Source organism: Anaeroplasma bactoclasticum (assembly GCF_003550015.1).
Classification (GTDB): Bacteria; Bacillota_I; Bacilli_A; order Acholeplasmatales; family Anaeroplasmataceae; genus Anaeroplasma; species Anaeroplasma bactoclasticum.
The window spans coordinates 1-14,864 of sequence record NZ_QXEV01000038.1; the positions used below are offsets into that span (position 1 = coordinate 1).

The window sequence follows — 14,864 nt, forward strand, 5'->3', positions numbered from 1 at the left end:
GAAAAAAATTTATTGCAGTCTTTGCAGTAATATTTTTGCTTTCCTTTGTTAAAGCCATATTTAATGAAGGAAAGAGATCCACAATGCGGACAACAATCTGGATCATGATTAAAGTTTTCTTCATTCTTGGTGTCTTCAGTTACTCTATCCTTTACCAATTTATAAATATGTGCAGATATAAAGTCTAGTTCTACGGGTGTTAATTTCTTTAAATCATCTAATGTCATGGTTAAATACCTCACTTTGACTGAAGTATAAACTCTATTTTTACATTATTGATGTCTATTTACCAACTTTTTGTTTGAACTTAGCAAAAATCTTTATTTTTTCATTCACGCACTTTTTCTTTTCTATTAAATATATAACAAGCTTATATAAATATAGGCTTACAAAGAATAAAATGAAGAATAAAGCGAAATAAATAAGTATAGCAACATCAATAAAGCCTAATGCACTAAGTGCTTCAAAAAATGCTTTTCCACTTCTTTGCAAGTAATCATATGCACTAAAGAAGGGAAGTAAAATAATAACAGATGATAATACAAACATTAATGCATCTAATTTCTTATTTAATTTGCATATTTCTTTAGATATAAATTCCATAAGTAAGTATAAAACAATTAAATACGCAAATATACCAATAATAAATAATGTTAATTCTGTACTTCCTCTAAAACACCATAATATATAATACCCATGATTTATGGCTATTCTTACTAATGTATAAATAATATCTGCAATAAATAAAATACCAAATTCAACACTTATAGCTACTTTTACTCTATTACTTATTTTTTTAGATAATTTAAATATAAATGGTATTGCAATTAAATAATATAACGCTCCACCTAAACCCCAACAAATAGAAACAATTAAATTGGTATATCTACTCATACTATTAAATGGCATCCAAGTAGAATATTGCCATAGCTTTGTATGAAATATAAGCTCACATCCATTACCTATGATTTCTTCAAAGATATAGCTGGCAACAAAGATAATTGCTGCAAGGAATATAAAATTCTTTATATTTCTTTTGGGAAATTTATTTATAAGACATATACTTGCAATAAATACTCCATAAATTGGAATAAAAGGACCACATAAGAATCCTCGATCTATAAATAGATTTTGAGTAATATAATCTAATAAGGTTTCTAATATAAAGCCTAATATTCCAACAATAATAAATTCAAATAATATCCCAAATAAGCTTTCCTTTGATATATGAATAAAAGGGAATTTCTTATTCATTTTTATATCAAACAGCATAAAACCATCTCCCAATGTGTTAATCTTCTTTTTTCTTTTTCTTCCATTTTACAATTAAAAGGATAATAAATCCAATAGATAATAAAACTGCAGCTAAGGAATATCCAGAAAAATCAACCAAAACATCGCTCATAAGACCAAATCTTCCTGGAGTTATCATTTGTAAAAGCTCTGTAAAGCCTGAAAATAAGAATCCATAAGCAAAGATAATACCTATTTTTATTGCGACATGCCACCACTTCTTATTTTCAAAAAACATAAAGCAGGATAAGGATGCAAAGATTGCTAAAATTAAGAATATACCAAAATGGCCTAGACCCTTTCTTACATAAATATATATAAAATCGGATATATTCTCTACAAAATCCTTTTGTCTTACAATAAGCTTTACCTCACTTTTCGCTAAGGTACCTGAAGAATCCTTTACCTCTAGTGTTATGATTGCTTCTCCTACTCCCATAGGAGTTATAACTCCATCATCTCCAATTTTGGCAACGGATAAATCGGATGAGGAATAAATAGTAGATTGAATCGTAGAATATTTTGTAAAATTATATTTTATCGTAATAGCTTCTCCATTAATAATCGTAATGGAATCCTCATTTATAGTATAGTTTCCTGTAATTTTTAAACTATTTTCTTCATTTAAGGAAAGTAAATTCGATACATGAACCTTTATTGTTCTATCTAAATTACTATATTCCTCTTTGAAATTTAATATGGTATTTCCAATACCTACAATCAAAAGCTTATTATTGGATACCTTAATACAAGACTCGTTAGAAGATGTAACCTGAATACTTTTTCTTGTAATATCACTATCTAATAAAATTTGATAGGTTATTCTATCACTCTTATATAGATTTAATATATCTGGATTATTATATATTGCCTCATCCCCACCTTCTGGCTTTATATTAATATCTATAGATATATTCTTTGTATCCTTATGAATAATAGATAAAGGATATTCTATTTTAGCATCATATAAAATCTTATCCTCTAACGTAGGATAAAAGGATATAGTAGTATTTCCTACCATTTTTGCTTGAAGAATGGTTTCATCTTCATTTTGAATATAGGAAATATTCTTATTCGATACCTCTACATGATAATCATATATAGAATTAGAATGAATAGAACATACATATTCCTTATTTAATATTAAAGTATTTTCTATAATATCATCCTCAATAGATAGTGGATAATATGCATATAAATCTACTACTTTAGATATTCCTGAGGATTTATGTATCATAAGAAGGCTTATCTTACCCTCATCATAAATATTTAAACTAGAACCATTTAGCTCTGCATTACCATTTATAACCTCATAGGTCATAACGGATTTTATAGGGTCATGGGGAATAAAGCTTGAAACCTTAAAATAATCATTTAAATCGACTTGAGATACCTCTACATAGGGACTTTCCCCCTTTATATAGTCAACAACAAAATCTGTTACATCCTCTATACTTGTTAATACCTCAATCTCTAATATCTTTTCTATTCCATTTGAGGTAATTTTAATCTTTCCTACTCCAACGCCTAATCCTTTTAAATAGCCTTTATCAGATACACTTAAAAGAGATGGATTTAAGGATTCATAGCTAACATTTTGAATCATAGAATCCTTTGGAGAAGGATTCGATAATTTAATCTTTTTTGTTTCATTTACATATATAGATGAATCCTCTACAGTTGCGTTAAAATCCACTAAATCTGGTCTTTTTAAAACGATAATATTCCCTGTAAAGATTTCATCTAAATCAATAACCTTGACCTTTATTTTGGTTGTTCCTTCAGATAATAATTTAATCGATTTTTGTGTGTTTATTGTTGCAATTGCTGTATCTAAAATTTCAACAATTTCATAGGATTTATTTGTCGCATCCGATGGGTTAAATTCTAATTTATTTACTATAGAAATATTGGAATTTTCATAGCCTTTAATATCTGATATACTTATAGATTTTAATGGAATATATTCTATAGGCTTTGTCTTTGTTTTTACATGAATAACCTCATCTAATGAATCAGCTTTAACATGAATATCTATAACACTATCTAAGGATTCTCCTATGACATTAATTTGTTCATTATTTATTTCAATATATGGATTATCTACACATTCATAAATTATATCCTTACTTGTTCGATTCTTAGGTAATACGCTAGCTGAAATGGTATATACCTCGCCTAAATATAGAGTATAAATATCCTCTTTCTTTGTAGCACCTTTAATATTTAAGGCTATCGATTCTGCCTTAATATCCTTAACTATAACATGGAAGGAATCAAAGATTTCATCACTAAAGGTATTATAAGCAAATAAATCTACCTCTCCTTCCTTAATAAATTCTACATTACCAAATTCATCTATAGTAGCAACCTCCAAATTAGAGGATTTATAGATATAGGATTTATATCTTGTATCCTCTGGTAATGTTTCAATATCTAGGGTTAGTTTATCCAATGTATTTGCATCAGATATTTTATTTTTGATAATAACCTTAGAGGGCTCAATAATCTCTGCTTGATCTCCACCCATATCATTTACGACATTTACAATCGCGTTACCTAAATCATTCGATTGCTTGGCAGAGGAATTTTGAGGAGTAATAGATTCTATAATTAAGAATATATTAATTCCAATAAATATAAAAAGGAGGATCAATCTTGCTATTATAAATGGTTTTGATTTCTTTTTCATAGCCTTAATCCTCCTTATTCTTATTTCGCTCTAGCCTTTAGCTTTTGAATTGGAATAGCTTCATTAAATAAATAGCCATCCTTATAGGTCATTAAATCAAATGGTTCAAAGCCAAGTGCCATAGAAACACATTTCTTTAATACATTTGCACCCTTAACCACAATCGTTTGACCTTGATCTGAGGTGGTTTTTGTTAAAACCTCCTCATAAATATCTAATTTAATATTTTGTATTAATTTATCCTTATTCGATAGATTTTCTGTATCAATTAAGGAATGATTAATTCCTCCACCAAAGAGTGCAAATGGTGTACTCACATAATTAGTGGAAGAATCGGTATAATAATATCCTTCTTCCTTGCATCTTCTATCTAAGATAATCTTAACTGGGAAGAAATCATCAATCGTAAGCTTTTGTTCTTGCTCACTACCTAAAATATCATTAATGGTTTGATTTAAATAGGTTGTATCAATTAAACAAGATAAATTTACCTGATCTATGGTTTTATAATCATAGAATTCGGTTTCTCCTTCTAAATGAAGAATGGATGGGTAATTCGTACCAGATATCTTATTTGGTATTACAATACCCTCACTCTCTAGATTTTGAAGTACACTCTTAACTGGGGAACCATCAAACATATATGGTCCATTAAAGATAGTATCTAATCCTATAGAGAATAACCCCGATTGATAGAAAATGCAATCTTTAAATGTAATTTCATTTTTATAAATTGGCGTATTATTTTCTGTAACTAAGGATGTATCGCTTAAGATACCATTTAGTATTCTTGCTAAAACTAAACGGTCACTATCGGATAAATTCTTATCCTCTTCATTTACGGTAACATAGCTTGTTTTAAGAAGTGCTGCAGAAATACGATTTAAATTCCAATTATCCTTATTTTGATCTATAAAGAATTCATCATAGCTATAGCTATAATCATGTCCCTTGAAGCTAAATTCAATTTGCTTAGTAGAATCTATACCAACAAATTCATTTGAGCCTATTCTTGCAATAAATTCTCTACCCTTTTCCATTAAAGTATTTTCAATAATAGTATTCTTATTGGAATAGCTTCTAAGTACAACTCTACCAGAAGTTAAATGAGAATTTAGAACCTTAATATTATCTCCATTTAATTCAACTACAGTACCTGTATAATCATTATTTTCTAAGGTAGAGGAATAATTACAATTCTTAAAATATACATCCCTTAGGGTAATATTATCTCCATCCACATAGAATCCTACATTATCCTGTCCATAGGCTTTAACAATAGGTAATCCATTTGTACCAATAATAATATATGGAAGTGGACCTCGGAAAAGGTCATCCTCACCTAAGGCTACTAGATATTCATCTGTAGATAATGTCTTTGTAGGGTATGTTAAATTATGCTCATTGATAATATAACCATTTCCATAGAAATCCTTTTGAATATGAATACCTGCAATAAGCTCCTTAGAAATTTTATCCGAATTCTTTTCATTATATTGATCGATAAAATTCGTATTGTATGTAGATAGAAAACGATATACCTCTTTATTAAAGCTATATTTCTTTGTCTTTGGATTATAATTACCAAAGAGCTCGGTAGTCTCATCCATCTTAGATAAATCCGAACTATAGGTATTGTTGAATGCTTCTAAATTCGCTTGTAGACATACAATCTTACCTGCATCCGATTTATTCGTACAATTCAATAAATCATTATAGCTATAAACATTATATCCATCCTTTATAACGGTAAAATCATATTCCTCTGTTTCCACATAATTCTCTTCATTCGATTTATATCTTATATAGGATTCTCCACTAGATAAAATAGTAACCTTACCTGTGAGGTCATTATATTCAATATTATTACTTGTTTCTATCGTAATATAATTCATTACATCAAAAGGCTTTACGGTAACATCTAAATAGAAGCTTGCAGGAATTTCCTTTGTGCCATTAAAATCATATTCACCATAATAATCATGTCCTTCAATAGAATTTTGGCTTCTTAATCTTTTTGTGTTAATCGATACAACTCCACCCTCATAAATCTTTACATTGAAGGATTTCGATATATTACCACTAGAATTGGTAACACTAACAAGTACATTACCAATGCTTTCTAAAACTAAATAATAGTTTTCTCCATCAAAGCGAATGGATGCGTGAGCATCTTCTGCATCATCTAAATTTTTGACATCCCAAGTTAGGGTTGCATCCACATCCTCTTCTCCATCGGCAAGTACTGGTGTTGCATCAAGTAATACCTCACCCTCACTTAATGCATATACCTCATTATTTTTATATTCCCATGAAATATTTTGAATATCTGCCTTAACCTTTGTTACTAGGTATTCTGAGACCGCAAAAAAGGAAATAGCTAGGGCAAAAGGTAATATTAAGATTAGAAATAATGTTTTCTTTGACATAGCCTAATTCCTCGTTTCTAGTAGAATAAATAATTTATTCATCTTCTTAGAGAAGATAATAAAATATAGGATAGTAACAATTAAAATAACAACAAATGGAATTAAAAATGAAATATAGAATGGAAGTCCTAAATAAGCAAATAGGAACATTAATCCAACAACCAATAAAGGTAAAAGAATAGAAACTAATTCTATTACTGCAGCTAAGGAAGTGCCTTCCTTACTTTTTCCTCTGAATTCTGTAGATACACAAATCATTTCCATTAATATTTGTAATACTAATGCAATCATAAATGCGAATACTCCATTTAAAATGGATAATTCATTAAAGGAAACAAGTACAACAACACTAACAAGTAATGCTATAAAGGATGCCATAAATGGCACAGCCATTTTTATCAATACCTGTTTTTTATAGGATATTGGAATAAGCTTACAAATCTTAATTCCATTATAGCCCTCTCTATGCAATATAAAGCTTGAGGAGGTATTGATAATTACACTAAATAAGGTAACAAAGATAATACCAATAATCGGAATGATAAAGGTATAAATTGAAGTTAGGAATGTAAATACACCTGATTTAAAAATGACATGTATAGCCTTTACAATTGCATAGGTTAATATAGGTTCCATAAATAATAATCCTGCAAAGGAAAATATGGAATTTGAAGAAAAGATAAGCTTTACCTCTTTTTTTAGCAATGCTTTTATAGGTGTATCCACCTTCTTAAATTTTTTATAGCTTCTATTTGTACTTTCCTTTTCATTTTTTATGAATCTCAAATAGAAATAGGAAGCTAAAAAGATACCTAATACTAATATTCCACCAGCAATAAGCACTAAATAGATTAATGGTATAAAATCATTTTCAAATACTGGAGTAAAGAATCTTATAGGTATACAAAAATTACCAATAGCCTTTAATATATCTAGGGTTTCATTCGTAAATATAGTACTTATATTTCCATCCTGTACTAATACCATAAAGATATTTAAGATATAGGAATATAAATAACAAAAGCCTACAATAATTAAAATAGATCCTACGATTTGTAAAATAATATGTTTTTGAAATAGGGTATGAAGCTTTTCTGCTCCTAATACCAAGATACAGGCAAAGCCTGTTTCAAAGAAGGCCATAAGCCAAGGATATAAGATACAGAAAATCATAATATATACTAAAGAATGTATATTGATTGCATAGCTAATTAATATAGGGAATGCAACAAAATAATTAAATAATACATTCTTACCATAGATAAATATAATTTTAGAGATGATATTATCCTTTGGTTTAATTGGCTTAGTTAGCATGATATTTGCATCCTCTATAGAGTAGATGCTTTTTCTTGCTTGTAAGGTCATTAACAATATTAAGAATATACTAATTATGGATAGATAAATCATTAAGAAGGCTTCTTCTACTCCATTGTATGCTTGAAATTTCTTTGTAAGCATATGGAATAAATAAACCTCAATTACAATAAATCCAGCATAAATCAGTAGTTCTAATATTGTATTGATTAAGTTTTCTTTTTTGAATTTATAACCTAAGGAGGTTATATTCAATTCCTTTATAATTAAGCTTTTTATCATTTCTAACCTCCATAAATCTCCGTTAGAACCTGATCAAGCTTACCCCTATATTCTTCATTTTCATCTAAATTGATACTTTTAAAAATGATACCATTATTAATAATATCAACACGATTACAAATCTTACCAATAAAATCTAGATTATGAGATGTGATTAATATGGATTTACCATTTTTAACAAAATCTAGCATACATTTCATTAAATAATGGTAAACCATAATATCTAAGCCTACGGTAGGCTCATCTAATATCCAAAGTATTGGATTATGAAGTAAGGATGCGATTAAGCTTAATTTTTGTTTCATACCATGAGAATAACCCTTGATCTTTACAGATAGATCATTTTCAGTCAAATCAAAATTCGACCTTAATTCTTCTACCTTAGCTGGGAAAACACTTGGTGAAACACCATAGACGGAGGCTATGAAGGATAAATATTCATAGCCCGTCATAGTTTCATAAAGGCATGGCTCAGAGGAGATGTATCCAAACATCTTTTTGATTTCAATTGGATTCGATTCGATATTGGTTCCATTAATATAGATTTCACCAGAATTATAATTCTTAGATCCAGTGACACAATCTATTGTTGTGGATTTACCAATACCATTCTTTCCAATAAGACCTACAATTTGGCCTTTACCTACGGTTAAATTAATACCTTTTAGTACTTCCTTTGTACCATAGGACTTATATAAATTTTTAATCTCTAAAATGCTTTTTACATCTTCCATGATAAGCCTCATTTCTAAATTAGGAATTTATTCAAGACCTAATAATTCATTTGTTAATGGAACTCGATTTTCAAAATCGAAATCTAAATTATGCTGTTCAATAATATATGGTAGATATGCCTCAATCCAATGATTTACCTTATCAACGCTTAAGTATCCCTTAGCAATAAAGATTTTGAAATACTGGAAGTTTACTGTATCGAATAGGTATTCTGGAACAACATCAGATACCTCTTCATAGGTAATTAATCCATAATTCATTATATCTTCTTGGAATGCTTCAATATCGATCGTTAAATCACTATTGAATACAAATGCATCAAACATACCTTCAATATCATCTGGAATAGTTAAGATTCCATCTGCAATACAGTTAATATTATATTCAGATACTGGAGATACCTTTTGCGTATATCTCTTTTCTACTACAACATTAACAAGCTTCGATGGAGCAATCACAAATTCACCATCTACATATTCTACAGTAGCAAATACCTCACCAATATGAGCTTCAAATTCATGACCATAATAAATCTCATAGCGGTTTGTTGTCATATTGAAGAATCCATGTCCTGTTGCAAGCTCAATTTGCTTACCATTTTCAAAGGTTAATATAATCACATCAAACCAATGATAATCTACAACTACATTGAAGGAAATCTTAGATGCTTCAAACTTACCTGTAATATGGTTGAAGGATAGAATTTCATCATCCATAGTTAAATCCTTAGCCATCTTTTCTGTTCCATCAGCAAGCATCACTAACGATGTAGGAAGTAGGCATGTACCACTCGAAGAATTACTACCAGATGGTGTAATAACAACATCATTAACTCCGGTTACAGTATAAGTTGTATAACTTGTAGTTAAATTCGTTGTTGGGGTTGTGTTAGTTATAGTTGCCTTTCCATCATCTTTATTACCACTGTAGGCATATTTAGCTTGGAAAGAACTTCCTTGTGTAACATAAATTGTCTCATCGTTTGATATTGTTGTACCACTAAATGCAGTTGCAGATGAAACTCCAGTTTCATCATTATAATTTACAATATAGCCTTTTCCAGCAGTTAGTTGAACCGTAACTGTAGTATAATCATTTGCTCCTATTTTGATTTTAACAAAATGAAGAAGATTAGGTGACAAAGTTGCCTGATTAGTTAGTGTTACTACATCACCTGAATTATACTCATCAGTTCCATCAAATATCCAATTTATAAATACCATGCCTAAATTACCAAATGTAATACTAGAGTCTAATGATGGTATAGTAAATGAGAATCCTGGCTTATAATATACGGTTTGATAATGCTCTTCTAAAACTGTAATCTCCAATACGTTTTTATTATTCCAAACTGCAGTTAAAGTTATTTCATAATCCCCTGTATCAGGATTTAAGACGAAATCAGATTTTGTTAAATTTGTAATCTTTGAATTTCCATTATACCAACCATCAAAATAAATATTAACAGTATAATCATTATCATTACCATTCATGACTGGTAAATGATATGAGTCCCAGTTTTCTTGTTCATCAATAATAATATCTGACATTGGACAAGTAATATCCGCATTGGAATTTATGTAGTTAACAACATATTTGTCAGTTCCATTCTTATACCAAAGTGCATATAAAGTAATTGCATTATTTGATAAATAATTTACTAATGTATGTCCATCTATCATATTAATCTTAGTGTTACATGATGAATCAACATACCAACCAGCGAAAACATATTCACCATTTATAGCATCATTAATACCAGTCAACGTTTCGTAATTAAATGTGCTTGGATTATTATTTGTAGAAGTGTTACCACTTGTAAAATTATTTTTATATTTATCCTCGTAATTAATGTTGTACTCAACTGGATTCCATTTTGCATTTAATGTCAAACCAGAATATGTTGTATATCCGATAGCTGGTATTGTAAATAATGTATCAACATACCATCCATCAAAAACATAATATTGTTTTGTAGGATTAGTTGATGGTAAATCTGATGAAGAAAGAGTATATCCTTCTACTCCTATAGTGATAGATTTTGAACTATTATTTCCACTTCCACCATTTAAATTATAAGATAACACTGCTGTGGTTGCGTAATATCCAAATATACCCTTATTATCAATTATTCCATGGAATGATCCCTTATTCTCAATGAGCTTAAGGACATTTCCTTCATCGACACCTGAATACAAATACATCTTCAATTGAACTGTTTTAGTTTCGTAATATGGTTCAGCACCAGTTCTATAATACATTGTATAAGATGCATTTACATCACCGGTTAAATCAACGGTTGCATCTTCTCCATCAGCCACTACTAGACCACCTATCTTACCCTGTGAAGAAATAGAGCCTGCATTATTACAATATGCATCTACTTTGTCAACACAATTTGTAAAGAAATTGTAACCACTTTGGAAATAATTCCAACGCATAAATACAATATCAACACCGCTAGAAGCATTCAATCTTGCTCCTTCCCTTATTTCTAAACATGTTCCTGGAAGGAATAAATAATCTGAGTTTGATAGGTTTAGTGTTGTACCTTCTTTTAAGATAATATCCATGTATGAAATAGGTAATGAAATCGATGTAGATGTTTTTATTGTTACATTAATGCTAATTGATACAACACTATCAATATAATTTCCATATATTTCAACCATTTGCTTAATTCCTTTTAATTGATTATTGCCAACAATTGATCTTAAAGCAGTTGTATCAGTCGCAGTATTACTAATAGATGGGCTTCCATATTTAACTATATAATTAGAAGTTGATGTAGAAGCCGGTAAGAATAAAGCATTACTAGAAGAAGATTTACCAATTATCATAGCTGTACCACTTACATGACCAACTATTGAAAGCTTAGCATGTGAATAGCCTGACAATGTTGAACTAGAATAATAATATGCTTTACATGAAATATTATTTAATGTCCATGCTGTAAAAGGTAAACATTTTGAACTGATGTTAGATGCTATAGTACCACCAGAGAAATCGAATAAATCTAGTAAATCATATGCTTCAGATGAATTTTCAAAATACACATTTCCTTCACCTTTTAAATAACCCCAAGCATAAAGTTTACTTCCATTAAAACGAATTGTACCATCATTTACAATAACACCTCTAACATTAGCCCATGTACTTGAGGATCCCTGACTATAAATTGTATCTGCATCAATCATCAATGTTGATTGACCAGTTAATGTTAATGAAATATGATTTGGAATAATTAATGAACTATATACATAAGTTTGGGATCCCGTTTCTACAAAATCAGGTTCGGTTTTTACTGTAGCCTGATTTTTATATGGAACTACCATTGTTCTATTAGAGATAGTATATGCTGTTTGATATCCTGTAATAGATGTATCAAGACTTGTAAATGTAGTTGCTACATAAGTTTGAGCACTTGTGGAATCACCAGCAAATGTTATTGTACCAGTTGTAGCTAATGCATCTTCTATTGTGTAATATGTAGAACCAATCTTTGCAGTTTTATATTTAACTATTGCATTATCAGTAGATAATACATAGTTAGTATTTGAACATGTGAAATATGCAATATAAGTTGAACCTATTACATTAGTGTATTTGCTGCCAAATATTGTATCAGATGTAGGTGCTACATAAGAACCACTAACTGTACCATATTTATATTTACCATTATGCATACCACTAATAGTAAATGTAATAGAATCACTGCCCATATTACCAGTATATGTAATAGCATTTGCAATTGAAGTAAATACAAGGGCTTGAGTTCTAGATGTCGAATCATAATTTATTCCAATTGTAGAACTTGTAATTGTTAAAGTCGCCTTGTTGATTACATAAATCACAACCACTTCGTTAGCATCTGCATAACCTTCGCCTGTACAATTAATCTTAATTGAATATGTTCCAGCATTTGTAGGTAATCCAGTAGTATAACTTGTTGCACTTGACAATTTATATGAATAACTCAAAGTATAACCAGATGTAATAGCTGTACTACCAGCCTTTACTGTAACATTTGGCGCTTGCTCAGATGAATTATAAGTAGTAGCTTGATTGTTTTCAGCATTTATTACTAATCTAATAAGTGCTGAAACTTGAATAGTTACTTGAATATCATTAATTACATTATAATTTGCTGTATCAGTTGGAGTATATGTAACAACAAATACATTGTCACCTTCTGGTCCAACATTAGTTTCTAATGAATCGTTAAATGTGAATCCGCTAGGCAATTCAACATCTCCAAGAGTCATGGATGGAGTGGCATTTAAACCTGTTGGAATTGTGTAAGTTGGATTTGCTTTAGCAATTGTAACTTGTACACTTCCATTAGAAATAGTTGCATAGTTTATAGTATCATATGTGAATCGATAATATACAGTATATGCTCCAGCATTTATGCCAGTTGGAATTGATGTAGAATATGATGAGTTATCTAAACTATATTCTATTGTACCCTTATCTATGGATCCAGCGTTTACTAATGCATGTGATGAACCACTGTATACTAAACCAGTCTTTGATGTTGGATTAGTATGTGCCAATGTAACCTTAGATATAGTCACTCCAAATGAACCAGTTGTAGCTACGCCTTGTGTATCATAGTTTTCGGTATCAACATTAAATCTATAATAAACAGTATAGTTACCAGCATTTGTTGCTTTAGGTAATGCAATTTGGAAATTAGAATTATCTAGACTATATTCTATTGTACCAACGCTTGTACTACCAGCATTAATCAATGTTTGAGAAGTTTCATTATATACTAAACCTGTTTTTGCTGTTGGCGCTACTAATGTAGCAACAGGCTTATTAATTGTTACTTCTACACTTGAATCAACCAATTCAGTTATATCATAATTAGTAGAATCAACTACAAATCTATAATACACAGTATATGTAGCAACATCAGTACCAGTAGGAATTGATGTTGAATATGTAACATTATCTAAGCTATATTCAATTTGACCAACACTCACAGAACCAGCATTTACTAATACTTGAGCTTCAGTATTATATACTAAGCCTGTTTTTGCTGTAGGTAATGTATAATTAACTGATGCTTTTGTAATAGTCAATGTCGCACTCATATTAGGGATTGCTTCATAATTTGTAGCATCCCCTGTAAATGTAGCAACAATTGTATATGTACCAACGTTTATACCAGAACCACTATATTCAACACTTACTCCTTCTGGTAAGCTACCTGATATAGTTAAGCTTTGTGCTGAACCGTTGTATACTTTTGTAGCATTTGCAAAGCTTACTCCTGACATATCATATGTTGCTTTTGTGATAGTCAATGTCGCACTCATATTAGGGATTGCTTCATAATTTGTAGCATCCCCTGTAAATGATACTTCAATTTCATATAAGCCAACATTAATACCTGAGCCTGTATATGAAGCAGTAACACCTTCTGGTAATTCACCAGTAATTACTAAACTTTGTGCTGAACCTGTATATGTCTTAGATGCATCATTAAAGCTTACTCCTGACATATCGTATGTTGCTTTTGCTATTGTTACTTCAATATTTGAATCACTTAATCCTGTTGTATCATAATTAACTGAATCAACTTCATATCTATAATAAACTGTGTATGTTCCAGCATTAATCATTGCTGGAATTTCATTTGTATAATTAATACCATTAGTACTATATTCAATTGAACCTGCACTAATAGAGCCAGCATTTACTAATGCTTGTGATGAACCACTGTATACTAAACCTGTTTTTGCTGTTGGATTAGTGAATGTCACAAATGCTTTTGTAATAGTTAATGTCGCACTCATGTTAGGAATTGCTTCATAATTTGTAGCATCACCTGTAAATGTAGCAACAATTGTATATGTGCCTGCATTTGTACCCAAACCACTATATTCTACTGTTACACCTGTAGGTAATACACCTGTAATTTCGATTCCATGTGCTAATCCATCATATGTAACTGTAGAATCAGTCATTGTAATTTGACTCATATCATATGTTGCTTTTGCTATTGTTACTTCAAGAGTTTCGGCAGCAATGTCATTATAGTTATCATTTCCGTTTACTTTATAATAAACAGTATAACTACCTGCATTTGTAGCTTGTGGTAATTC

6 protein-coding genes and 1 pseudogene are annotated in these 14,864 nt (G+C 30.0%); all 7 read right to left on the reverse strand.

From position 1 onward, the window contains the following. Positions 1–227, reverse strand: a 227-nt coding sequence (locus EI71_RS09235; RefSeq protein WP_147387551.1) for an IS1 family transposase, incomplete at its 3' end; no start/stop codon positions are given. A 55-nt stretch (positions 228–282) separates the two neighbouring features. Then, the gene (locus EI71_RS09240) at positions 283–1,272 is read right to left on the reverse strand and encodes a putative ABC transporter permease (protein WP_119016955.1); all 990 of its coding nucleotides are present in this window, start codon (positions 1,270–1,272) and stop codon (positions 283–285) included. A 19-nt stretch (positions 1,273–1,291) separates the two neighbouring features. Continuing rightward, positions 1,292–3,985 carry a VanZ family protein gene (locus EI71_RS09245; RefSeq protein WP_119016956.1) on the reverse strand — a complete coding sequence of 898 codons (2,694 nt, stop codon included), beginning with the start codon at positions 3,983–3,985 and terminating at the stop codon, positions 1,292–1,294. A 20-nt stretch (positions 3,986–4,005) separates the two neighbouring features. Then, the gene (locus EI71_RS09250; RefSeq protein ID WP_119016957.1) at positions 4,006–6,414 is read right to left on the reverse strand and encodes a hypothetical protein; all 2,409 of its coding nucleotides are present in this window, start codon (positions 6,412–6,414) and stop codon (positions 4,006–4,008) included. A 3-nt stretch (positions 6,415–6,417) separates the two neighbouring features. Beyond that, positions 6,418–8,013 carry a hypothetical protein gene (locus EI71_RS09255; protein ID WP_119016958.1) on the reverse strand — a complete coding sequence of 532 codons (1,596 nt, stop codon included), beginning with the start codon at positions 8,011–8,013 and terminating at the stop codon, positions 6,418–6,420. A 2-nt stretch (positions 8,014–8,015) separates the two neighbouring features. Then, positions 8,016–8,747, reverse strand: coding sequence for an ABC transporter ATP-binding protein (locus tag EI71_RS09260; RefSeq protein WP_162849933.1), 732 nt, complete (start codon positions 8,745–8,747; stop codon positions 8,016–8,018). Between the two features lie 27 nt (positions 8,748–8,774). Further along, a pseudogene (locus EI71_RS09265) lies at positions 8,775–14,864 on the reverse strand (InlB B-repeat-containing protein); the annotation flags it as partial.